This is a genomic window from Micromonospora sp. NPDC047738 (assembly GCF_040642675.1).
In the GTDB taxonomy this organism is placed as follows: Bacteria; Actinomycetota; Actinomycetes; order Mycobacteriales; family Micromonosporaceae; genus Micromonospora.
Window position 1 is genome coordinate 387,172 of the sequence record NZ_JBEYSO010000001.1, and the last position, 22,694, is coordinate 409,865.

Sequence of the window (22,694 nt, forward strand, 5' to 3'; positions counted from 1 at the left end):
CCCCGCCGGCCTCAGCCGATGTCCCGCCGGCGCAGCAGCGCCCCGCCGATCGCCGCGAAGGCGACCAGGTACGCCGCGACCACGAGGGCGGCCTGCCCGCCCCCGACCGTCGCCGCGACGCCGGGGGTGTCGCCGGGCGAGCCCAGCGCCGCGGCCAGCGACCCGGCGTTCGGGCCGGGCAGCCCCTTCTGCACCTGCGCCACCCAGTCGAGCAGCGGCGCGGCGATCGCGGCGAGCAGGTTCTGCACGGCGAGCATCCACACCAGCCCCAGACCGACCGGGAGCGCCACCGCCCGCAGGGCGACGGCGAGCACGGCACCGAGCATGGCCCACATCGTCGCGATGAGCCACCCCGCGCCGATCCCGGTGAGCAGGTCGCCGGCCGACGGCCAGTGCACCGGCTGCCCCTCGGCGAGCGCGATGAGCACGCTGGCCACCGCTCCGACCGCGAAGACGGCGAGCACCACGGCCAGCGCGGCGGCGGCGAGGGCGAGCAGCTTGCCGGCGTACACCTCCAGCCGGGACGGGCCCTGGGAGAGCACCGTCTTCCAGGTGCCCCAGCCGTACTCGCCGCCGACGGTGAGCACCCCGAGGATAAGCACGATCGAGCCGAGGAAGACCGGCAGGCCGCCGAGCGAGTTACCGACCAGCTGGTCGGGCAGCAGCATGGGCAGGGTCCGGTCGGTGTTCGGCCCGGTCGTCCCGCCGGCGATGCTGGCGTACGGGAAGACGTAGGTGAAGATCAGCGCGAGGACCAGTGTGATGGCCAGCAGCAGCCAGGTCGCCGGGCGGCGGACCAGCTTGATCAGTTCGGCGCGGAAGCTACGCGACATCGGCCGTTCCCTTCTCGATGAGGTCGAAGAAGACCTGCTCCAGGTCCCGTTCGCGGGGGCGCAGCTCGCGCACGGCGAGCCCGGCGCCGACCAGCTCGGTGTTGAGCCAGGCGGCCCGCTCCGGCTCGACGGCGAGCTCCAGCGCGCCGTCGACCACCCGCACCCGCTCGGCGCCGACGAGCGTCCGGACCCGTGCCGCCGCCTCGTCGAGCGGGTCGGCGAGCACCCGCAGCCCGGCCGTGCCGCGCAGCTCGGCGACGCTCCCCTCGGCGATCAGCCGTCCCCGGGAGATCACCCCGACCCGGTCGCAGACCTGCTCGACCTCGCCGAGCAGGTGGCTGGAGACCAGGACGGTGCAGCCGCCCGCGCCGAGCCGGCGGATCAGCGTGCGCATGTCCGCCATGCCGGCCGGGTCGAGGCCGTTGGTCGGCTCGTCGAGGATCAGCAGGCGCGGGTCCTTGAGCAGGGCGGCGGCGACGCCGAGCCGCTGCTTCATGCCCAACGAGTAGCCGGCGTACCGGTCGCCGGCCCGGTCGGTGAGGTCGACCAGGTCGAGCACGAGCGCCACCCGGTCGGCGCCGACCCCGGCGTAGCGGGCGAGCACCGTCAGGTTGTCCCGCCCGGAGAGGTACGGATAGAAGGCGGGCCCCTCGATCAGCGCCCCGACCCCGGTGAGTCGGCCGGCGCCCGGGGGACGGCCGAGCAGCCGTACCGTGCCGGCGGTGGGGCGGACCAGCCCGAGCAGCATGCGCAGGGTGGTGGTCTTGCCGGCGCCGTTGGGGCCGAGGAAGCCGTACACCTCGCCGGGGTGCACGGTCAGGTGGAGATCGTCGACGGCGGTCAGTGCGCCGTACCGTTTGGTGAGCCCTTCGGTGTGCACTGGCAGGTTCATGCCCCGAGACTGCCGCTTCCCGGGTCGCGCAACGTCGCCCCGCGAGCGGCACCTCACCTACGCCCCGGGACGTAGGCGGCGTCTACACGGCGGCGAGGACGGCGGCCTCGACGCGGTCCCGTTCGGCGTCGGAGGGCCAGCCGCCGACCAGGTAGAACGCGTCCACCACGTCGGCGCCGAGGGTGGAGATCCGGGCCGCCCGGACCTGGGCGCCGGCCTCGTCGAGGGCGCAGCTGACCCGGTAGAGCAGCCCGGCCGCGTCGGCGGCGCGCAGCTCCAGCAGCACCGCGTCGGTGGCCGCCTCGCGGTGCCAGACCACCCGCGGCGCGGCGGCACCCTGGCTGCGGGTGGCCAGGGCCCGGCCGCGCAGCCGCTGGGTGACCGAGACGTCGCCGGCGACCGCGCGGCGCAGGTCGGCGGTGAGCGCGATCGGGTCGGGCGCCAGGCCGTAGCGGGGCTGCACCCGGCACTCGACCAGGGCCCGGCCGTCGACCGTGGAGGCGTCCGCGGAGATCACCTCCAGCCGGTGCAGGGCCAGGCAGCCGGCCACCGTGGCGAGCAGGCCGCGTCGGTCCGCCGCGGCCACCGACACCCGGTCCTCGGCCAGGTGTACGACCGGCAGCGGCCCCGCGACCAGTGCCGGATCCGGGGCGGGCGGCGCCGGCACCACGCCGGTGTCCAGCGCGGTACGCACCCGGGCGACCAGCTCGGCGACGAGCCGCCCCTTCCAGTCGGACCAGGCGGCCGGCCCGGTGGCGGCGGCGTCGGCCCGGACCAGGGCGTGCAGCAGCTCCAGGGTGGTGGTGTCGCCGACCTGCTCGGCGACACCGGCGACGGTCTTCGGGTCGGACAGGTCGCGCCGGGTCGCCACGTCGGGCAGCAGCAGGTGCAGCCGGACCAGTTCGCCGATCAGCGCGGCTTCGGCCGCGGGCAGCCCGATCCGGGCGGCCACCGCCTCGGCCAGCGGCGCCCCGACGATGCTGTGGTCCACGAAGGCGCCGGCCGGCTCAGGCCCGCCGGCCCGCCCGGCGGAACCGTCGCCGGGCAGTCCCTTGCCGATGTCGTGCAGGAGCGCGCCGAGCAGCAGCAGGTCGGGGCGGTCCACCTCGCGGGTGTGCCGGCTCGCCTCGTACGCGGTCTGCACCAGGTGCCGGTCGAGGGTGAACCGGTGCACCGGGTTGTGCTGGGGCAGGCTGCGCAGCCGGGTCCACTCGGGCAGCCAGCGGTCGACCAGGCCGTACCGGTCGCAGGTCTCCCAGGCGGGCACCAGGCCGGGACCGGCCCCGAGGAGGGTGATCAGCGCGGCCAGGGCGGCCGGCGGCCAGGGCGCGGGCAGCGGCGGGCAGTACGCGGCGAGCCACTCGCAGGTGGCCCGGGCGATCGGGAGCCGGGTGATGGCCGCGGCGGCGGCGACCCGCAGCGACAGGCTGGGGTCGGGCCGGGCGCCGATGGCGGTGCGGGCGAGCACCAGCTCGCCGTCGTGTTCGACGACGTCCCGGGCGACGGGGCGGCGCACCGGCCGGCCGTCGGTGCCCCGGCGGCGCCCGGAGCGGAGCCGGTCGGCGGCCCGCCAGGCGTCGTCGAGGGCGTGGCTGACGGTCCGGGCGTCCCCGGCGACCCGGCGCAGCAACGCGTCACCGTCGTCCACTACGCCCCCGGCGGTGGCGCCGGACGCGTCGAGCTGGAGTTGCCGCAGCCCGAGCAGCCCGGCGACGCCGTCGCGTTCCTGGGCGACGAGCCGGTCGACCCGGCGGCCGACCTGCTGGTGCAGGGCGTCGCGGGTGTCGAGGAGCCGCCGGTGGGCGGCGTGCACGGCGGGGCGCAGCGCGTCGGTCACGCCGGCGGTCGCGATGGCCCGCAACAGGCCGACGTCGCGCAGCCCGCCGGCGGCCTCCTTCAGGTCGCCCTCGAGGAGGAAGGCCAGCTCGCCGTGGGTCTCCCAGCGGGCGGCGGTGATCTCCCGCAGCCGCGGAAGCTGCCGGACGGCGGTGCGCCGCCAGTGGTCGGCGGCGGTGCGGACGAGCTGGTCGGCGAGGGCCGGATCGCCGGCCACGTGGCGGGCGTCGAGCAGGCCGAGGGCGACCTTGACGTCGTCCTGGGCGACGGAGAGCGCCTCGGCGACGGTCCGGACGGAGTGGTCGAGGCGCAGCCCGGCGTCCCAGATCGGATACCAGAGCGAGGCGGCCAGCTCGTCGATGCCGGGCACCCCGGCGTGCAGCAGCACCAGGTCGACGTCCCCGTACGGCGCGCACTGCCGCCGGCCCAGCCCGCCGACGGCGACCAGCGCGATCCCCGCCCGCCGCGGAAACACCGACCGCAACCACCGGTCGATCGCCTCCGCCCGCTGCGCCCGCGCCTGGGCCCCGATCCCCCCGGGTACGCGGACGACCTCGTTGACCAAGGGGTTCGCGTCGCCGTTCCCGGGGTGTCCCGACGCGTTCTCCTTGATCAACGAGGTCATCGAGACATCCTCAGAGGGCGTCCAGGCCGCGCTCGCCCGTGCGGACCCGGACGACCTCCTCGACGCCGGTCACCCAGACCTTGCCGTCGCCGATCTTGCCGGTGCGGGCGGCGCCCACGATGGCGTCGACGATCTTGTCGACCTCCATCTCGTCGGTGAGCACCTCCACCCGGATCTTGGGCAGGAACTCGACCGTGTACTCGGCACCCCGGTAGACCTCGGTGTGCCCCTTCTGCCGGCCGTAGCCCTGGACCTCGCTGACGGTCAGGCCGGCCACGCCGAGGGCGTGCAGGGCCTCCTTCACCGCGTCCAGCTGGTACGGCTTGATGACCGCGGTCACCAGCTTCATGTCCATCCCCTCCATCACAGGAACGTTAACCGGCGACCTTCTCGCTGACCGGCGCGGCGGGCTCGTCAGCCTCGTCGGTGGGCTCCGGGCCCGGCTTGGCGGCGCCGATCCCGGCCATCGCGAACGCGCCACCGGCGCTGCCGCCCGTGGTGGGCGACAGGTCGTACCCGCTCTCCGCGTGCTCGGCGACGTCGATGCCCTCGACCTCCGCCTCGGCGGAGACCCGGAACCCGATCGTCTTGTCGATCACGAAGCCGAGGGCGTAGGCGACCACGAAGGAGTAGACCGTCACGATCAACGCACCCAGCGCCTGCTTGCCGAGCAGGGTGGCGTTGCCCCCGACCAGCAGGCCGTCGCTGGTCACCAGCGAGCTCACCGAGGCCGTGCCGAACAGGCCGATCCACAGGCAGCCGATCCACCCGCCGACGAAGTGCACGCCGACCACGTCGAGAGAGTCGTCGTAGCCGAGCCGGTACTTCAGGCCCACCGCGAGGGCGCAGACCGCACCTGCGACGAGGCCCAGCAGCACCGCCGCGGCCGGGGTGATGAAGGCGCACGCCGGGGTGATCGCGACCAGCCCGGCCACCGCGCCGGAGGAGGCCCCGACCAGGGTCGGCTTGCCGTCGCGTACCCACTCCACCACGAGCCAGCCGAGCAGCGCGGCGGCGGTGGCCACCTGGGTGTTGATGAAGGCCAGCGCGGTGACCCCGTCGGCGGTCAGCTCGGAGCCGGCGTTGAAGCCGAACCAGCCGAACCAGAGCAGCCCGGCGCCGAGCGCGACCAGCGGGACGTTGTGCGGCTTGGCGCTCTCCCGGGGCCAGCCGACCCGCTTGCCGAGGACCAGCACCAGCGCGAGCGCCGCGGCGCCGGCGTTGATGTGCACGGCCGTGCCGCCGGCGAAGTCGAGCGCGCCGATGTCGCCGCCGATCAGGCCGCCGCCCCACACCATGTGCGCGACCGGGAAGTAGACCAGGGTGGCCCAGCCGAAGGCGAACACCAGCCAGCCGGCGAACTTGGTCCGGTCGGAGAGCGCGCCGCTGATCAGGGCGACGGTGATGACGGCGAACATCATCTGGAAGGCGATGAAGACGTAGAGCGGGATGCCGGTCTCGCCCCACAGGTCGCTCTCGCCGACGAACGTCTTGGTGCCCAGGTACTGCCCCAGGTCGCCGATGAACTTGCCGCCCTCGCCGAAGGCGACGGTGAAGCCGTAGAAAAGCCACAGGATGCTGATGAGCCCGATGGACGAGAAGCTCATCATCATCATGTTGAGTACGCCCTTGGACCGGTTCAGGCCGCCGTAGAACAGCGCGAGACCCGGCGTCATGAGCAGCACGAGCGCAGACGACAGGAGCAACCAGGCGGTGTTGCCGGTGTCGATCTCCACGCTGCCTCCTCTCGGTGTGGATGTCCTCCTTCCGACTGAGTCCTGGCAGCGTCGCCCGTCAGCCGGTTGCGCGGAAGCTTGCTCGGCGGCTGTTTCCTGCACCGACACCGCTCGATTTCGGGCGGGTGACGGGTTGTTTCCGGCGTGTGAAGAACGCCGATCATGGCCGGGAAAACGGAAGGAGTGGCCGTTCCGGGGAGGAACCGGCCACTCTTTCCGCGGAATGGGAGGTCAGCGCAGGGCGTACTCCAGGGCGTGCCGCTCGTAGTCGAGCAGCCGCAGGTCACGCATAGGGCGCCGGAGGTGCCCCTTGTGCACGATCCGGACGAACGCCGGGTCGCCCGCCGCGGCCATCCGCCGGATGCCCTCGACGTGGTCGACGACCCGCTTGCGGATGGTGCGGATCAGCCGGTGCCGGTCGCGCGGGATCAGCCCGTACGCGTCGGCGAACAGCCGCAGCCGGCGGGGCCGGTCCGGGTGCTTCCAGCCCAGCGTGATCGAGTCCCGGTCGGAGAAGATCGGCACCCAGGTCCAGGCCGCGTACGCCACGTCGTAGATCCGCGCGCCGGGCGAGGCCAGGTCGAAGTCGATCAACCCGAGCGTGCCGTCCGGCCGCCAGATCACGTTGTGCGGGGCGGCGTCGTGGTGGCAGATCACCTCGGTGTCCGGCGGGGGCGGGCCGAACGAGCGCCAGACCGCCCCCGGCGGCGGGTTGAAGCCGTACTGGGCGTCGTGGAACATCCGCAACATGGTCGCCACGGTCACCAGGGCCTCGTCGGTGACCCAGTGCGGGGCCAGCGGATACTCCCCGCACTCCCCCTCCAGGTACGACAGGACCTCCCGGTTCCGCTCGTCCATGCCGAGGGCGCGCGGGGCGCCGGTGAAGCCGACGTACTCCAGGTGCCGCAGCAGGGCGTGCACCGAAGGGGTCCACGGGCCGGCGTTGCGCCGGACCGTGTCGCCCACCCGGACCACGGTGCTCACGTTCCCGCCGTGCAGCGGGATCTCCTGTGAAGTCACGTACGGTCTCCCGAGGCGCGGCGACGGGTGGCTGGGGTCGCGCCACCCGGCGTAGGCGCGATCGTCGGTCATCACGTCGAGGCTACGCGTCCCGGGCGAGCGGCTCGGTCCCGAGCAGCGCGTCGACGAACTGCACGGGGTCGAACGGGGCCAGGTCGTCCGGGCCCTCGCCGAGGCCGACCAGCTTGACCGGGATGCCGAGCTTGCGCTGTACGGCGATCACGATGCCGCCCTTGGCGGTCCCGTCGAGCTTGGTCAGCACCACCCCGGTGACGTTCACCACCTCGGTGAAGACCCGGGCCTGCTCCAGGCCGTTCTGGCCGGTGGTGGCGTCGAGCACCAGCAGGGTCTCGTCGATCGGGCCGTGCTTCTCCACCACCCGCTTGACCTTGCCCAGCTCGTCCATCAGGCCGATCTTGTTCTGCAGGCGGCCGGCGGTGTCGATCAGCACGGTGTCGACCTTGGTGTCGATGCCCCGCTTGACCGCGTCGAAGGCGACGCTGGCCGGGTCGGCGGCCTCGGGTCCGCGGACGGTCTCCGCGCCGACCCGGCTGCCCCAGGTCTCCAGCTGGTCGGCGGCGGCGGCCCGGAAGGTGTCGGCCGCGCCGAGCAGGACGGTGTGCCCGTCGGCGATCAGCACCCGGGCGATCTTGCCGCAGGTGGTGGTCTTGCCGGCGCCGTTGACCCCGACCACCAGGAGCACCCCGGGCAGGCCCACCTTGGGGTCGGCGTTCAGCGACCGGTCCAGCGTCGGGTCGAGGGCGGTGACCAGCTCGGTGGCGAGCAGTGCGCGCAGCTCCCCGGTGGACCGCGTGCCGAGCACCCGGGTCCGCTCCCGGAGCCGGTCGACGATCTCCCGGGTGGCGTCGATGCCGACGTCGGCGGTGATCAGGCTGTCCTCGATCTCCTCCCAGGCGTCCTCGTCCAGGCGCTCGCGGCTGAGCAGGCCGAGCAGGCCCCGGCCGAAGACGTTCTGCGAGCGGGACAGCCGGGAGCGCAGCCGGACCAGCCGGCCGGCGGTGGGCTCGGGCACCTCGAGCGGCACCTCGACCACCGGCGGCACCTCGACCACCGGTGGCGGCTCGACCAGGACCCCGGTGGACACCTCCGCCTCGGGCGCCTGGACCGGTGGGCCGGCCAGGTCCTCCTCAGCCCGGGTCTCGACCTCCGTCCTCGGCAGCGGCGGCCCGGGGCGCCGGCGCAGCCGGGGCACCACGAGGCTGAGGCCGCCGATGATCAGCACGCCGAGCAGGGCGATGATGACGAGGAGGTATTCCTTCATGCCCGAAATCCTGTCAGATGCCGGCGGCGGCGTCCCACTCACCGCCTCCGCACACGGTCGAGCTGCGGGTACGCTCGCCGCAGCCAGGCGTGCCGAACCCGCCGGCCGGGTAGAACAGGTGAGCGTTTTTCCCCTCGGAGGTGCCCGTGCCCAGCTCCCGCCTGCTCATCGGTCCGCTGCTGCGGCGGGTCGTCGGCACGCGGGCGACGGTCTGGGTGGAGACCAGCGCGCCCGCGGTGGTCACGGTCCGCACGGCCGGCGGCGCCACGGGCAGCGCGCCGACCTTCTCGGCGTACGACCACCACTACGCGATCGTGGTGGTGGCGGGGCTGGTCCCGGACAGCGCCACGACCTACGAGGTGCTGATCGACGACGAGGTCGCCTGGCCGGTCCCGGAGAGCCGCTTTCCGCCCAGCGTGATCCGTACCCGGGCCGCGGACGACCGGGACCAGCCGGTGAGCCTGATCTTCGGCTCGTGCCGGGAGACCACCCAGCACGCGACCGCCCGGAAGCTGCCCCCGGACGCGCTGGACGCGTACGCCCGGCGGTTGATGGCCGACCCGGACCCGGCCGCCCGGCCCGACCTGCTGGTGCTCCTCGGCGATCAGGTCTACGCCGACGTCACCTCGCCGACCGTGCGCCGGCTGCTCAGGCGGCGCCGGCGCCGGCCGAAGGGCGCCCCGGCGACCCAGGTGGTGAGCTTCGACGAATACACCAAGCTCTACCTGGAGTCCTGGCGCGACCCGGAGATCCGCTGGCTGCTCTCCACCGTGCCCAGCGTGATGATCTTCGACGACCACGAGGTGATCGACGACTGGAACACCTCGGCCTGGTGGCGGGCGGAGATGCGCGAGCAGCCCTGGTGGGCGGAGCGGATCCGCAGCGGGCTCGCCTCCTACTGGGTCTACCAGCACCTGGGCAACCTGTCCCCGGACGAGATCGCCGCCGACCCGGTGTACGCCAAGGTCACCGCCGCGGAGGACGCCACCGGGGTGCTGCACGAGTTCGGCGACCGGGTGGACAAGGAGGCCGACCTCGCGCACGACACCGAGCGCTGGCGGGCCGTGCAGTACCAGTGGAGCTACGCGCTGGACCTGGGGCGGACCCGGCTGGTCATGCTGGACAACCGCTCCAGCCGGGTGCTGGAGTCGGGCAACCGGGCGATGCTGCCGCCGGGCGAGTGGTCCTGGTTCCTCGACCGGGCGCACGGCGTCTACGACCACCTCGTCGTCGGCGCCTCGCTGCCCTGGCTGCTGCCGCCGGGCATCCATCACGTCGAGACGTGGAACGAGCGGCTCGCCGACTCCCGGCGGCCCTGGGTGGCGTCGCTCTCCGAGCGGATCCGGCGGGCCTGCGACCTGGAGCACTGGGGTGCGTTCCGGCGCTCCTTCGACGCCCTCGCCGAGCTGTTCGCCCGGCTGGGCAGCGGGACCCCCGCCGGGCCCGGGGCGCGGGTCGGCGCCGGGCCGGCGTACGCGCCACCGGCCTCGATCAGCGTGCTCTCCGGGGACGTGCACCACTCGTACGTGGCCCGGGCCCGGTTCGCCGACCGGAGCGTCCGCACCCCGGTGCACCAGCTCACCTGTTCCCCGATCCACAATCAGGTGCCGGCGGGGATGCGCCCGCTGATGCGGCTCGGCTGGCACCCCGGGCCGGCCGGGGCCGCCCGCGCGCTGGCCCGCTCGGCCGGGGTGCCCCGGTCGAGTGTGCGGTGGAAGAAGCTGGCCGGGCCGTACTTCGGCAACGCGGTGGCCACGCTGACCCACCGGGGCCGGTCGGCCGAGGTGGTGATCGAGGGCACCACCAGCGACGGCCACCTCCGTACGGTGGCTCGGCAGCAGCTCAGCGACCAGGCGTGAGTACGCTTCCCCCGTGGAGGATCACCTGCCGGAGACCCTGCGCGCGGTGGAGCACGAGCTGACCGCGCTGCTGCGCCGCGGACGGGCGCTGTCCTGGGAGATCGCCCGGGAGGTCCACCCCAACCTGGAGCCGAACGCGTACGGGCTGCTGCTCTGGCTGCGGCGGTGCGGCTCGATCCGGCTCACTGACCTGGCCGCCCGGCTCGGCATCGGCAAGGGCACGCTCAGCCGGCAGATCCACGGCCTGGAGGGGCTGGGTCTGGTCCGCCGTGACCCGGACCCGACCGACCGGCGGGCGGCTCAGCTCAGCCTCACCGAGGAGGGCACCCGCCGGTTCGACGCGGCGCGGGCGGCCCGACTCGGGCAGATCCGGCGCACGATGGAGAGCTGGCCGAAACAGGACGTCGAGGACTTCGCCCGGCTGATGCACAAGTTCAACGAGACCTTCTGATCCGGGGCTCGCCCAGGAATACCTCCGGTCGTCACCCGGTTGTTGCTTGAGGCAACCAAAGTTCTACGGTTGCCTGAGGCAACCCACCCCCGACCTGCTCCGGAGGCAATCACGATGACCCAGGCGACAGCGCCCACCCGGGCGACCGCCGGCGACATGACCCACCGGCAGATCCTGGAGGCACTCTCCGGCCTGCTGCTGGGCATGTTCGTCGCGATCCTCTCCTCCACGGTCGTCTCGAACGCGCTGCCGCGGATCATCACCGAGCTGCACGGCGGCCAGTCCGCGTACACCTGGGTGGTCACCTCGACGCTGCTGGCGACCACCGCGACCACCCCGATCTGGGGCAAGCTCGCCGACCTGACCAGCAAGAAGGTCCTGGTCCAGCTCGCCCTCGGCATCTTCGTGCTGGGCTCGGTGCTGGCCGGGCAGTCGCAGACCACCGGCGAGCTCATCGCCTGCCGGGTGCTCCAGGGCGTCGGCGCGGGCGGCCTGACCGCCCTCGCCCAGGTGATCATGGCGACGATGATCGCTCCGCGTGAGCGCGGCCGCTACAGCGGCTACCTCGGCGCCGTGATGGCCCTCGGCACCATCGGCGGCCCGCTCATCGGTGGCGTCATCGTCGACACCGACTGGCTCGGCTGGCGCTGGTGCTTCTACGTCGGCGTGCCGTTCGCCGGGCTCGCCCTGATCGTGCTCCAGAAGACGCTGCACCTGCCCGTGGTGAAGCGCCCGGCGAAGATCGACTGGTGGGGCGCCACCCTGATCACCGCGGCCGTCTCGCTGCTGCTCATCTGGGTCACCCTGGCCGGCGACAAGTACGACTGGATCTCCTGGCAGAGCGCGGCCATGGTGGTCGGGGCGGTGCTGCTCGGCGCGCTGGCCATCCGGGTGGAGCAGCGGGCCAGCGAGCCGCTGATCCCGCCGCGCCTGTTCCGCAGCCGCACCATCACCCTGGCCGTGGTCGCCAGCATCGCGGTCGGCGTGGGCATGTTCGGCGCCTCGGTCTTCCTCGGCCAGTACTTCCAGATCAGCCGCGGCCAGAGCCCGACCATGTCCGGCCTGATGACCCTGCCGATGATCGGCGGCCTGCTGGTCGCCTCCACGGTCGTCGGCCGGATCATCACCAACACCGGCCGCTGGAAGCGGTACCTGGTGGCCGGCTCGGTCCTGCTCACCGCCGGCTTCGCCACCATGGGCACGCTGCGCGCGGACACCCCGTACTGGCGGATCGCCATCTTCATGGCGCTGATCGGCCTCGGGCTCGGCATGACCATGCAGAACCTGGTGCTCGCCGTGCAGAACACGGTCGGCACGCACGAACTCGGCGCGGCCAGCTCGGTGGTCGCCTTCTTCCGTAGCCTCGGCGGCGCGATCGGCGTGAGCGCGCTCGGCGCGGTGCTCGGCCACAAGGTCAAGGACTACCTCGCCGAGGGGCTGGCCGGACTCGGCATCAAGGCGTCCAGCTCCGGCAGCGGCGGCACCCTGCCCGACGTGCACACGCTGCCCGCCCCGATCCGGGCGGTCGTCGAGGCCGCGTACGGGCACGGGGCCGGGGACATCTTCCTGGCCGCCGCCCCGTTCGGCCTGATCGCGCTGATCGCGGTCGTCTTCATCAAGGAGGTGCCGCTGCGCCGGCACAACGGCGACGCGATCTCGGCCGAGGTCGAGCGGGAGTCGACCGTCGCCGCCGGCGGCGGGGCCTCGGTGGTCCGGACCGGCATCCAGGAGTGACTCATGAGCGAGCGAATCAGCCAGCTCAGCGCGTCGGAGGCGACGGCATGAGCGCATCCGTCGAGCGTGAGGAGTACGGCCCGGAGGCCCGGCCGCTGCCGTTCGAACGCGGCACGGACGGGCCCCGGGTGGTGCTGGTCGGCGTGGACGGCACCCGCACCTCGCTGCGGGCCGCCGCGTACGCGGCCGGGCTGGCCCGCCGGCAACGCTCCGGCCTGGTCGTGGTGTTCGTCAGTTCCCCGACCCCGTACGCCGGGATCATGACCGGGGTGGTGGCCGGGGCGATCCAGCAGACCCACGACGAGCTGGCCGCCGAGCTGCGCGACGAGTGCCGGCGCGGCGCCGAGGAACTGGGCCTGCCGGTCACCTTCCTGTGCCGGCGTGGGGACGCGTACGCCGAACTCTGCGCGGCGGCCGACGAGACCCGGGCCGACCTGGTGGTGGTCGGGGCGTCCGAGCAGGCCGGGCACCGGCTGGTCGGCTCGGTCGCCACCCGCCTGGTGCGCACCGGCCGGTGGCCCGTCGTGGTGGTGCCCTGAGCTGAGCGGAAGGGGGCCCCTCTCCATGCCTGGCGTGGTGAGGGGCCCCTTTCACCGCCGCGGGCGGTAATCGGGTCGCCGGTGTCGGACTCGCTCGTCAGGATGGCGGGCATGACCTGGAGAGCACCGGAGATCACCCGGAAGAACGAGCCCTACGTCGGCGACGAGCGCACCATGCTCGAGGGCTGGCTCGACTACCACCGCGACACCCTGCTGCTGAAGTGCGCGGGCCTGACCGCCGAACAGTTGAAGACCCCGAGCGTCGAGCCGTCCGGCCTCACCCTGCTCGGCCTCGTCCGGCACCTGACCGAGGTCGAGCGCTGGTGGTTCCGGATCCGGGCCGCCGGCCAGCCGCTCGACAGCGTCTACTGCACCGACGCCTCCCCGGACGGGGACCTGGACGACATCGCCGACGCCGACGCGGCGGCCGACTTCGCCGCCTACGCCGCCGAGGTCGAGGCGGCCCGGCAGGCCGCCGCCAACCTCACGCTGGACCAGACGTTCACCCGCCGACGCCGCGACGGCGGCGCCGACGAGATCAACGTCCGCTGGGTGTACGTCCACATGATCGAGGAGTACGCCCGGCACAACGGGCACGCCGACCTGATCCGGGAGCGGATCGACGGCGTCACCGGCGACTGAGCCGCGCGCATCCCCCGACCGGCCACCGGCACCCGACCAACGGGTCTCGTGATACGCCCCACCGTCCACACTCCACCGGCCCCGGCAACCGGCCGTGCGGGTGAACCGTCTGGCTCGGTGGACGGGTCGTGGCCGGGCCCGTCCCCGCCGCTCACCCGCCCTCCGCGGGTGCCGCGACGGACACGGGGGCCGCTGAGGCGGGAGCGCGACGATGGTCGACGGGGGATGGCCGACGCATACCCGGAGAAGGAGTCTGGGCATGCTCGGGGCGGTCGGGGCGGCAGTGCTGCTGGGCGGCGAGGCGTGCGACCGACCGTCCCGGCCCACCTTGCCCGCCGACCCCCACTACCCGGGTGACCCGACGGGCCCCGCCCCGACGACCACCCCGGCGCCCGGCTCCGGCCGCCCGGTCACAGTGGCGGAGAATGCTCGGCCCGGCGCCGCCGGCTTCCGCCTGACCGGGCACCGGTTCAGCACGGACGAGGGCGGTGAGATCGCCGGCTACGCCCATGCCACCAGCGTCGCCCCCGGCGAGCAGTTGGCGTTCCGGGTCTCGGTCGCCCGGCCCCAGCGCTACCAGATCACCGTCTTCCGGGTCGGGCACTTCGCCGGCAGCGGGGCCCGGGCGGTGATCGCCAGCCCGTGGCTCGACGGGATCCGGCAGGCGACGCCGGACGTCGACCCCGCCACCGGCGCCGTCTCCTGCGCCTGGCGCACCGGCTGGCGGCTGACCGTCACCCCGGACCTGGTGAGCGGTCTCTACCTGGCCCTGCTCGCCAGCGCCTCCGGGCAGCACCAGTGGATCCCCTTCGTGGTGCGCGATCCGGCGCAGCGGGCGGCCGCGCTGATGGTCCTGCCCACCAGCACGTGGCAGGCGTACAACGGCTGGCCGATGGACGGGCGCACCGGCGCCAACCTCTACCACGGCTACGACGCCGCCGGACGTTGGACCACCGCGCGGCGGGCCCGGGCGGTCAGCCACGACCGGCCGTACTCCGGCAACGGGATTCCGCAGCTCGCCGCCCACGACATCGGCTTCGTCCAGTGGGTCGAGGGGCAGGGCCTCGACGTCACGTACGCCACCAGCGAGGACCTGCACACCGGGCGGGTGGATCCGGCCCGGTACCGGGCCGTCGTCTTCCCCGGCCACGACGAGTACTGGTCGGCGCCGATGCGCCAGGCGGTCGCCGTGGCCCGCAACGGCGGCACCAGCCTGGTCTTCCTGGCCGCCAACAACTGTTACTGGCGGGTCGAGTACGGCACCGGCGACCGGTTGGTCATGTGCGCCAAGAGTTCCGTGCCGGCAACCGGCCCGACCCCGGCCACCACCAAGTGGCGGTCGGCCGGGCACCCGGAGCAGCAGCTGATCGGCGCCCAGTACGTCAGCATCGTGGACGCCTACGCGCCGCTGGTGGTCCGCGCCGGCGGCCACTGGTTCTGGGCGGGCACCGGCGTCCGGGACGGCGACCTGATCCCCGAGGTGGTGTGGGGCGAGGCCGACCAGCGGACGCCCGGGGTCCCGCAGCCCGGCGCCGTGGAGCGGACGTTGCTCGCCGACTCCCCCTACTCTCGGCTGGGCGCGACGCACCGGCAGCACACCCACCTCTACCGGGCGTCCTCCGGGGCCTGGGTGTTCATCGCCGGCTCGCTGGGCTGGACCCGGGTGCTCGCCGACCCGGCGGCCGCCGATCCCCGGCTGGCCCGGGCCACCCTGAACCTGTTGCAGCGGGTGGTGCGGTAGCGCGGTGGGCGGCCCGGCTCAGAACGCCAGCGCGGCGCGCAGGTAGCGCAGGTCCCCGGGGCCGGTCCAGCGGTGCGCGGAGAGGCCGGCCACGCGGGCGCCGGAGATCGACCGGTCCTCGTCGTCGACGAACAGCACCCGCGACGGCGATGTCTCCAGCGCCGTACAGGCCGCCTGGAAGTACTCCTTGGCCGGCTTGTTCACCCCGACAACCGAGGAGTTGACCACCGCGTCGAAGTCGTCGGTGAGGCCGAGGGCGGCCAGGTCGGCGTCGAGCTGGTCGGTGGCGTTGGTGCCCAGCCCCACCCGTACGCCCGCCTCCCGCACCTGGCGGACGAAGGCGAGCACCTCCAGGTCGATTTCGCCCCGGTAGCGCTGCCACTGCTCGACCGCGGCGCGGGCCCGTTCGGCACCCACCGACGGGGTGAGCGCGTCCGCCACGCTGGCCATCCACTGGGCGTGGCTGACCTGTCCGGTGAGCACCGGCTGGAGCAGCCCCCACGACATGGCGATCTCGCCGAGGACGCCCTCGGTGAGCCCGTACTCCCGCTCGACGCCGGCGGCCACCGCCGGGTCCCACCGGCGCAGCACGCCGTCGAAGTCCACCAGGAGCGCTGTCGCGCGTTCCCGACTCACTCGTCTTTCTCCTGCCCGTCGTCGGCCCGGTTGAGCCGTTGGCTGATCACCTGGGTGACCCCGCTGCGCATGGTCACGCCGTACAGCGCGTCGGCGATCTCCATGGTCCGCTTCTGGTGAGTGATCACGATGAGCTGGCTCTTCTCGCGCAGCTGCGCCAGCAGCGTGATCAGGCGGCCCAGGTTCACGTCGTCGAGGGCCGCCTCCACCTCGTCCATGATGTAGAACGGGCTGGGCCTGGCGCGGAAGATCGCCACCAACATGGCTACCGCGGTCAGCGAACGCTCCCCGCCGGAGAGCAGCGACAGCCGCTTGATCTTCTTGCCGGGCGGCCGCGCCTCCACCTCGACACCGGTGGTCAGCAGATCCTCCGGGTCGGTGAGCACCAGCCGCCCCTCGCCACCGGGGAAGAGCACGGTGAACACCTGCTCGAACTCCCGCGCGGTGTCCTCGAACGCGCTGGCGAAGACCTCCAGGATCCGGTCGTCGACGTCCTTGACCACGGTGAGCAGGTCCCGGCGGGTGGCCTTCAGGTCCTCCAACTGCTCGGAGAGGAACTTGTAGCGCTCCTCCAGCGCGGCGAACTCCTCGAGGGCGAGCGGGTTGACCTTGCCGAGCAGAGCCAGCTCCCGTTCCGCCTTGGCGGCCCGCTTCTCCTGCACCGGCCGCTCGTAGCGGACCGGCTCGGGCAGCGGCAGGCCGTCCTTCTCCGCCGCCGCGACGTCCGCGTCGGTGGGCGGGACCAGCTGGTCCGGGCCGTACTCGGCGATCAGCGTCGCCACGTCGAGGCCGAAGTCCTCGGCGGCCTTCGCCTCCAACTGCTCGATGCGCAGCCGCTGCTCGGCGCGGGCCACCTCGTCCCGGTGCACCTGGCTGGTCAGCCGTTCCAGTTCGGCGCCGAGCCGCTTGGCCGCGCCGCGTACCTCGGACAGCTCGGCCTCGCGGGCGGCGCGGTCGCGGGCCACGGCGTCGCGCTGCTCCTCGGCACGGGCGATGGAGACGGTGAGCCGGGTCAGCGCCTCCCGGGCCCCGCCCACCACGGCCCGGGCGATGGCCGCGCCGCGGGTGCGGGCCGCCCGCCGGGCTGCCGCCCGCTCCCGCGCGGCCCGCTCGGCGTTCGCCTGCCGCGCGAGGGAGTCGGCCCGGCCGGCGATCGAGGAGACCCGCTCCTCGGCGGTACGCACGGCGAGCCGGACCTCCATCTCGTTCTGCCGGGCCTGCGGCACCATCGCGGCGAGCTGGTCGCGCTCCTCGGTGGACGGTTCGGCGTCGATCGGGGTGACCTCGGCCAGCCGCAGCCGCTCCTCCAGCTCGGCCAGCGCCTGCAGGTCGCGTTCCCGGGCCGCCTCGGCGCGGGCCCGGGACTCGCCGAGCCGGTCGGTCTCGGCCTTCGCCGACCGTGCGGCGGCACCCAGCTCGGCCAGCCGCCGGGCGGCGGCGTTGCGGTGGCTCTCCGCCTCCCGCTTGGCGGCGGCGGCGTGCTGTACGGCCTCCTTCGCGACGGCCACCTCGGCGCGCGCCTCGACGAGCTGCTCGCGCAGCTCGGCACTGCTGCGCTCGGCGACGAGCCGGTTGGTTCGGGCCTCCTCGACGGCCGCCTGCACCTCGATGTAGCTCGGCGCCTTGGCCGACCCGCCGGCCGCCGCGTACGCGCCGACCACGTCGCCGTCCGGGGTGACCGCGCGCAGCTCCGGGTTGCCGGCGACCAGCTCGGCCGCGGCCGACAGGTCGTCGACCAGCACCACGTCACGCAGGGCCCGGTGCACCGCCGGGCGGATCTCGGCGGAGCACTCCACCAGGTCGGGCGCCCAGTGGGCGCGGTCGGGCAGTTTCGGGCGTAGCGCGTCGGCCGGGCCGTCCATGCCGGGCCCGGCGGAGCTGCCGACCAGCAGGCCGGCCCGCCCGGCGTCGGAGATCTTGAGCAGGCGCATCGCCTCGACGGCCTCGTCCACGCCGGTGACGGCGACCGCGTCGGCGAGCCCGCCGAGCGCGGCGGCGAGCGCCGCCTCATGGCCGGGCGCGACGGTGAGCAGCCCGGAGAGGCTGCCCAGCAGACCGGGCACCTGGTCGGCGCGGGCCAGCAGCGCCCCGGCACCGTCCTTGCGGCGCAGGCCGAGGGCGAGCGCCTCCTCCCGGGCCTTCCAGGTGGCCGCGTCCTTCTCGGCGGCTCGCTCGGCGTCGGCGAGGCTGCGGACCCCGGCCTGCGCCTTCTCGTGGGCGGCCACCGCCTCGGCGTGCCGGGCGTCGAGGTCGGCGTTGTCCCGGTCCGCCTCGGTGGACTGCTCGGCGACCGCGTCGAGCTCGGCCTGGGCCGTCTCGGCGCGGGCCAGTGCGTCGGCGTGCGCGGCGGCGAGCCGTTCGATCTCCTCGCCGGCGCTGGTGGTGCGCGCCCGGGCCGAGTTGACCTGGCCGGTCAGCCGGGCCAACCCCTCCCGCCGGTCGGCGATGGCCTTGGCCGCCGCGACCAGTTCCCGCTCGGCGGCGGCGAGCTGCCGTTCCAGCTCCTGCCGGTGCTCGACCGCCTCGGCCAGCCGGATCTGGTCCTCGGTGAGCGCCGCGCGCAGCTCCTCCTCCTGCTCGCGGACCCGCTGCGACTCCGCCTCCAGCTGGTCGGGGTCGCGGCCGGGGCGCTCGTCGTCGGGGGTGGCGCTGAGGTGGCGCAGCCGCTCCCGGGCGAGCTGCTCGATGGAACGGAACCGCTCCTGGAGCGCGGAGAGCTTGTACCAGGTGTCCTGGGCCGCGGCGAGCAACGGGGCGTCCTCGGCGAGGGCGGCCTCCAGCTCACCGAGGCGGGCCTGCACCTCGGTGTGCTCCGCCTCGATCTGTTCGCGCCGCTCGCGCAGCGCGGTTTCGTCGGCGATCTCCTTGTCGAGCGTGGTCCGCAGGGTGTGCAGGTCGTCGGCGAGCAGCCGCAGCCGGGCGTCGCGCAGGTTGGCCTGGATGGCGGCGGCGCGGCGGGCCACCTCGGCCTGCCGGCCCAGCGGCTTGAGCTGGCGGCGCAGCTCGGCGGTGAGATCGGTGAGCCGGTTGAGGTTGGTCTGCATCGCGTCGAGCTTCCGCAGCGCCTTCTCCTTGCGCTTGCGGTGCTTGAGGACGCCGGCCGCCTCCTCGATGAACGCGCGGCGGTCCTCCGGTTTGGCGTGCAGCATGCCGTCGAGCCGGCCCTGGCCGACGATGATGTGCATCTCCCGGCCGATACCGGAGTCCGACAGCAGCTCCTGGATGTCGAGCAGCCGGCAGGAGTCGCCGTTGATCTCGTACTCGCTCTCGCCGGAGCGGAACATCCGGCGGGTGATGGAGACCTCGGTGTACTCGATCGGCAGCGCGCCGTCGGTGTTGTCGATGGTGAGGGTGACCTCGGCGCGGCCCAGCGGCGCCCGGCCGGCGGTGCCGGCGAAGATGACGTCCTCCATCTTGCCGCCGCGCAGCGCTTTGGCGCCCTGCTCACCGAGCACCCAGGCGATGGCGTCGACGACGTTGGACTTGCCGGAGCCGTTCGGGCCGACCACGCAGGTGATCCCGGGCTCCAGCTTCAGCGTCGTCGCGGAGGCGAAGGACTTGAAGCCCTTCACCGTCAGGCTCTTGAGATGCACCTTCTCGATCCTCGTCCGGTGGCCGCCGTACCGTCGCCGGCTGCGCGGACCTGGTGAACCCGCAGACTAACCCGCCGCCGGGGAGAGCTTGGTACGCGACCCACCCCGCGCCGGTCATGTCCGGTTCCCGGCGACGTCACGAAACTGCAAGATCGTATTCGCGGCCACGGTCGCCGCCGGCAATTTCCGGACGATCACCAGATCGGAAGATGTGGCGCGAAAAACAAAACCTACGCACAGAGCTGCGCGCCGGCACTACGGTGTCGGCGCGCTTTTTCGGGTGGTGCGATTCAGTTTTCCGACAGCTCGAGATCAGGTCAGTGCGGGCTCGGCCAGTCGGAGGAGGTCGTCAGCCTCCGCCGCAGCCGCCGCAAGCCGATCATTGTCGGCACGCAGACGCGTGATCTCGAACTCCAGTGCCTGAACCCTGGCACGCAGTCGGGTGACCTCGTCGAGCATACGCCGGTCGGGCGCTGCACCTACGTGGCCGTAGAGGGCCTTCGCCATGCTGACTCCTTGATATGCGCTGCCGGAAAGGCCGGCCAACGCGCGCCCATGATGTCCGCGGCTGTCATACCAGCAAAATGCGGGCATGACTGGGCGCGACTGGCGACACCTATATATTGAGCCTTAAACCCCTCCTTCGTCAAGTTCTCGCAGGCCGTAGATCATCTCCATGTCGACCTGTCCACTTGTCGGGGGGCTGCCGTGAGGCGCGGACACGCTCTGTCCGGACGCCTTTACTGTACGCCCGGAAATGTGTGAACGCCTCACCCTCCGTGTCGGGTTCCCCTTAACTCTTTCTTAGCCGCGTTGCCGCAGGTCGCGGCCCACCCGTAGCGTCAGCCCGGCCCGCAACCGAACCGTGGAGGCGACAGGCGTGTATCGCTGGACCGACCCGACCGAACCGGACGGCGTTCCCCGACGCCCCGAGCCGCCGACCGACGAGGGCCCGGCCTGGCTCACCGACCGGCCGGAGCCGCGGTCGGCGTACCTCTTCGGGGACGAGCCGGAGCGGCCGGGCGCGGACCGGACCGACGCGCCGACCGGCGTCTGGCGGGCCGGCGCGCCGGACGCTCCGTGGGCGGACACCGGGTTCGACCCGATGCCGGATCGGACCGAATTTCACCCCGCCGCCGGGGCGGACCGGACCGGCCACGCCCCGGCCGCCGACCGGACCGGCGGGCACGCCCCGTTCGACCCGGCGACCCACCCGGGCGCACCGATCGCCCCGTTCGAACGGGCCGCCGGCTGGCACCCCACCGCGGAGCCCACCGGCGCCTGGCAGCCGGAACAGGACGCCGGCTGGCGCCCGGCCGGGGAGCCCACCTCCGGCTGGCAGCGGGCGGACGAGCCGGCCGCCGGCTGGCATCCGCCGGAGGAGCCCACGGCCGCGTGGCGGCCGGTCACCGACCCCGCCGCCGAGGAGCCGGGGCGGCACCGGCAGAAGCGGCGGTTCCCGCGTCCGCTCCTGGTCGGCGGGGCCGCCGCCGTGGCGACCCTCGTGGCGAGCCTCGGCGTGGCCGCCGCGGTGCTGCCCGGCGGTGACCAGCGGACCGAGTCGACTTCCGCGGAGGAGCCGGTGGCCGCCGCCCCGCTCGTGCCCAGCAGCACCGAAGATGCCCCCGGCGACGCCGTCGCGGCGCCCACCACCCCCACCGCCGCCCCGACCAGCGCCCGGCCGAGCCCGACCCGGACGACCGCCCCGAAGCCGAGCCGGACCACCGCCCCGTCCCGGCAGCTCACGCGCAGCGCCGCACCCCCGGCCACCCGCAGCGCCGCCGCACCGAGCGGCATCAGCGCCGAACTCCAGCAGGTCGTCGACCTGGTCAACAAGGAGCGGGCCAAGGCCGGCTGCAAGGCGCTGACCGTCAACGCCAAACTCATGCTGGCCGCCCAGCGGCACAGCCAGGACCAGGCCGATCACAAGACGATGTCGCACGACGGCAGCGACGGCAGCGACGCCGGCGACCGGCTCGACCGGGTCGGCTACGCCTGGCGGGCGTACGGCGAGAACGTCGCCTGGAACCAGCAGACCCCGGCCGCGGTGATGGACGCCTGGATGAACAGCCCGGGCCACCGGGCCAACATCCTGAACTGCTCGTACACCGAGATCGGTGTCGGTGTCGCGCGGAGCAACGGGCCGTACTGGACCCAGGACTTCGGCACCCCGCGCTGACCGGCGCGTCGTGACCGGGTCCGCACTCGTTTGACCGGGTGAGGTACGCCGCGGCCGACTGGCCGTACCGGCCGGACCGGTACGTCCGGGCCGGATCGGCGTACCCGCTGGGGGCGGTGAGGTGCCGCCCGCGACCCGGGAGCTGTCGATGCGGATCCGGCTGGCGCCGGCCGCGCCGCGCACCCGGCCAGCCCGTGTCCTCCCCCGCGGGCTGTGCCGGGGCGTGGCGGCCGTCATGACGGTGCTGCTGCTCGCCCCGGTACCCGGTTGCGAGCGGCCGCTCGTCCCGCCCGGCGCGCCCACCCCGTGGCCCGCCGAACTGGCCCGGCGCTGGCAGTGGCAGTGGCAACTCACCGGCCCGCTGGACGTCACCGCCGACGCGGACGTCTTCCTGCTCGACCCGGTCCGCACCACCTCCGCCGAGACAACCGCGTTGCGCGCCCGGGACCGCCGGCTGGTCTGCCAGGTCAGCGTCGGCACCTACGCACCCACCGACCCGGACGCCAGCCGCTTCCCGGCGGACCTGCGCGGCAGCCCGGTGACCGACCGCCCGGAGCGCCGTTGGCTGGACGTCCGCCGCTGGGACACGCTGGAGCCGGTGCTCGCCGACCGGTTCCGGCTGTGCCGGGGCAAGGGCTTCGGCGCGGTGGCGCTCGACGACGCCGACGGCTACCTGCACCGGCCCGGCTTCCCGCTCGACTTCGACGACCAGTTGCTGTTCAACCGGCGGCTGGCCGCCCTGGCCCGCCAGCTCGACCTCTCCCCCGGGCTGGTCGGGGACGTGCCGCAGGTGGCCGCGCTGGCCCCCGACTTCGACTTCGCCGTCAACCAGGAGTGCGTACGCCGGCGCGAGTGCGCCAAGCTGCTGCCCTTCGCCGACGCGCACAAGCCGGTCTTCCACGTGGAATACACCGGCACCCCGACCACGTTCTGCGTCACCACGGTCGGCTACGGCTTCGCCTCCATGCGCAAGGATCGGTCGCTGGACGCCTGGCGCGAGCCCTGCCCCCTGTCGTGACCGCCCCGCCCGGCAGCGCCGGTGGCGCGTGGCGGCGGGACGGGTCGGGCGGGCAGGCAGCGGCGGAGGGGCGGGCCG

Annotated in this window: 18 protein-coding genes; 8 read left to right on the forward strand and 10 right to left on the reverse strand. The window is 73.9% G+C overall.

Annotation, left to right across the window (positions count from 1 at the left end):
* Positions 1-11 precede the first annotated feature (11 nt).
* From ABZ783_RS01785 to ftsY, 7 genes are all read right to left on the reverse strand, one after another.
* A complete protein-coding gene (locus ABZ783_RS01785; protein WP_357433717.1) occupies positions 12-833 on the reverse strand; it encodes an ABC transporter permease subunit in 822 nt (273 codons plus the stop codon).
* Positions 823-1,725: an ABC transporter ATP-binding protein gene (locus tag ABZ783_RS01790; RefSeq protein WP_357433719.1), complete on the reverse strand. Its 903-nt coding sequence runs from the start codon at positions 1,723-1,725 to the stop codon at positions 823-825. The genes ABZ783_RS01785 and ABZ783_RS01790 overlap by 11 nt, the downstream gene beginning before the upstream one ends.
* An 82-nt stretch (positions 1,726-1,807) precedes the next feature.
* The gene (locus tag ABZ783_RS01795) at positions 1,808-4,186 is read right to left on the reverse strand and encodes a [protein-PII] uridylyltransferase (protein WP_357433721.1); all 2,379 of its coding nucleotides are present in this window, start codon (positions 4,184-4,186) and stop codon (positions 1,808-1,810) included.
* A gap of 10 nt (positions 4,187-4,196) precedes the next feature.
* The gene (locus ABZ783_RS01800; protein ID WP_198940156.1) at positions 4,197-4,535 is read right to left on the reverse strand and encodes a P-II family nitrogen regulator; all 339 of its coding nucleotides are present in this window, start codon (positions 4,533-4,535) and stop codon (positions 4,197-4,199) included.
* 25 nt (positions 4,536-4,560) lie between these two features.
* Entirely contained in the window at positions 4,561-5,922 is a 1,362-nt protein-coding gene (locus ABZ783_RS01805) for an ammonium transporter (RefSeq protein ID WP_357433723.1), read from the reverse strand.
* A gap of 231 nt (positions 5,923-6,153) precedes the next feature.
* Positions 6,154-7,014, reverse strand: a complete 861-nt coding sequence (locus ABZ783_RS01810) for an aminoglycoside phosphotransferase family protein (RefSeq protein WP_357433725.1) — start codon at positions 7,012-7,014, stop codon at positions 6,154-6,156.
* A 10-nt stretch (positions 7,015-7,024) separates the two neighbouring features.
* The gene (gene ftsY, locus ABZ783_RS01815) at positions 7,025-8,224 is read right to left on the reverse strand and encodes a signal recognition particle-docking protein FtsY (protein ID WP_357433727.1); all 1,200 of its coding nucleotides are present in this window, start codon (positions 8,222-8,224) and stop codon (positions 7,025-7,027) included.
* A 146-nt stretch (positions 8,225-8,370) separates the two neighbouring features.
* On the opposite strand from ftsY, the gene ABZ783_RS01820 reads away from it, so the two are divergent.
* From ABZ783_RS01820 to ABZ783_RS01845, 6 genes are all read left to right on the forward strand, one after another.
* A complete protein-coding gene (locus tag ABZ783_RS01820; RefSeq protein ID WP_357433729.1) occupies positions 8,371-10,083 on the forward strand; it encodes an alkaline phosphatase D family protein in 1,713 nt (570 codons plus the stop codon).
* Between the two features lie 13 nt (positions 10,084-10,096).
* On the forward strand, positions 10,097-10,534 hold the full coding sequence (locus ABZ783_RS01825; RefSeq protein ID WP_241825026.1) for a MarR family transcriptional regulator: 438 nt from the start codon (positions 10,097-10,099) through the stop codon (positions 10,532-10,534).
* 114 nt (positions 10,535-10,648) lie between these two features.
* Complete coding sequence (locus tag ABZ783_RS01830) at positions 10,649-12,268, forward strand: MDR family MFS transporter (RefSeq protein WP_357433731.1); 1,620 nt, start codon at positions 10,649-10,651, stop codon at positions 12,266-12,268.
* Between the two features lie 47 nt (positions 12,269-12,315).
* Complete coding sequence (locus ABZ783_RS01835) at positions 12,316-12,807, forward strand: universal stress protein (RefSeq protein ID WP_357433734.1); 492 nt, start codon at positions 12,316-12,318, stop codon at positions 12,805-12,807.
* A 111-nt stretch (positions 12,808-12,918) separates the two neighbouring features.
* Positions 12,919-13,449, forward strand: a complete 531-nt coding sequence (locus tag ABZ783_RS01840) for a DinB family protein (protein WP_357433736.1) — start codon at positions 12,919-12,921, stop codon at positions 13,447-13,449.
* Between the two features lie 259 nt (positions 13,450-13,708).
* Positions 13,709-15,190, forward strand: a complete 1,482-nt coding sequence (locus ABZ783_RS01845) for a N,N-dimethylformamidase beta subunit family domain-containing protein (RefSeq protein ID WP_357433738.1) — start codon at positions 13,709-13,711, stop codon at positions 15,188-15,190.
* A gap of 18 nt (positions 15,191-15,208) precedes the next feature.
* On the opposite strand, the gene ABZ783_RS01850 is transcribed toward ABZ783_RS01845, so the two are convergent.
* The 3 genes from ABZ783_RS01850 to ABZ783_RS01860 all read right to left on the reverse strand — a co-directional run bounded on the left by ABZ783_RS01850 (position 15,209) and on the right by ABZ783_RS01860 (position 19,926).
* Complete coding sequence (locus ABZ783_RS01850) at positions 15,209-15,826, reverse strand: HAD-IA family hydrolase (RefSeq protein WP_357433740.1); 618 nt, start codon at positions 15,824-15,826, stop codon at positions 15,209-15,211.
* Entirely contained in the window at positions 15,823-19,419 is a 3,597-nt protein-coding gene (gene smc, locus ABZ783_RS01855; RefSeq protein WP_357433742.1) for a chromosome segregation protein SMC, read from the reverse strand. The genes ABZ783_RS01850 and smc overlap by 4 nt, the downstream gene beginning before the upstream one ends.
* A gap of 312 nt (positions 19,420-19,731) precedes the next feature.
* The gene (locus ABZ783_RS01860; RefSeq protein ID WP_073832502.1) at positions 19,732-19,926 is read right to left on the reverse strand and encodes a hypothetical protein; all 195 of its coding nucleotides are present in this window, start codon (positions 19,924-19,926) and stop codon (positions 19,732-19,734) included.
* A 373-nt stretch (positions 19,927-20,299) separates the two neighbouring features.
* Here ABZ783_RS01860 and ABZ783_RS01865 point away from each other — a divergent pair, with 373 nt between their 5' ends.
* Positions 20,300-21,598: a CAP domain-containing protein gene (locus ABZ783_RS01865; RefSeq protein ID WP_357433744.1), complete on the forward strand. Its 1,299-nt coding sequence runs from the start codon at positions 20,300-20,302 to the stop codon at positions 21,596-21,598.
* A 148-nt stretch (positions 21,599-21,746) separates the two neighbouring features.
* Positions 21,747-22,616, forward strand: a complete 870-nt coding sequence (locus tag ABZ783_RS01870) for an endo alpha-1,4 polygalactosaminidase (protein WP_357433746.1) — start codon at positions 21,747-21,749, stop codon at positions 22,614-22,616.
* Positions 22,617-22,694: the final 78 nt, after the last annotated feature.

Excerpts from the sequence above, each read along its gene's own strand:
- ABZ783_RS01785 (WP_357433717.1), bottom strand. The coding sequence starts at position 833 with ATGTCGCGTAGCTTCCGCGCCGAACTGATCAAGCTGGTCCGCCGCCCG.
- ABZ783_RS01790 (WP_357433719.1), bottom strand. The coding sequence starts at position 1,725 with ATGAACCTGCCAGTGCACACCGAAGGGCTCACCAAACGGTACGGCGCA.
- ABZ783_RS01830 (WP_357433731.1), top strand. The coding sequence starts at position 10,649 with ATGACCCAGGCGACAGCGCCCACCCGGGCGACCGCCGGCGACATGACC.
- ABZ783_RS01810 (WP_357433725.1), bottom strand. The coding sequence starts at position 7,014 with ATGACCGACGATCGCGCCTACGCCGGGTGGCGCGACCCCAGCCACCCG.
- ABZ783_RS01840 (WP_357433736.1), top strand. The coding sequence starts at position 12,919 with ATGACCTGGAGAGCACCGGAGATCACCCGGAAGAACGAGCCCTACGTC.
- ABZ783_RS01795 (WP_357433721.1), bottom strand. The coding sequence starts at position 4,186 with ATGACCTCGTTGATCAAGGAGAACGCGTCGGGACACCCCGGGAACGGC.
- ABZ783_RS01835 (WP_357433734.1), top strand. The coding sequence starts at position 12,316 with ATGAGCGCATCCGTCGAGCGTGAGGAGTACGGCCCGGAGGCCCGGCCG.
- ftsY (WP_357433727.1), bottom strand. The coding sequence starts at position 8,224 with ATGAAGGAATACCTCCTCGTCATCATCGCCCTGCTCGGCGTGCTGATC.
- ABZ783_RS01870 (WP_357433746.1), top strand. The coding sequence starts at position 21,747 with ATGCGGATCCGGCTGGCGCCGGCCGCGCCGCGCACCCGGCCAGCCCGT.
- ABZ783_RS01860 (WP_073832502.1), bottom strand. The coding sequence starts at position 19,926 with ATGGCGAAGGCCCTCTACGGCCACGTAGGTGCAGCGCCCGACCGGCGT.
- ABZ783_RS01800 (WP_198940156.1), bottom strand. The coding sequence starts at position 4,535 with ATGAAGCTGGTGACCGCGGTCATCAAGCCGTACCAGCTGGACGCGGTG.
- ABZ783_RS01845 (WP_357433738.1), top strand. The coding sequence starts at position 13,709 with ATGCTCGGGGCGGTCGGGGCGGCAGTGCTGCTGGGCGGCGAGGCGTGC.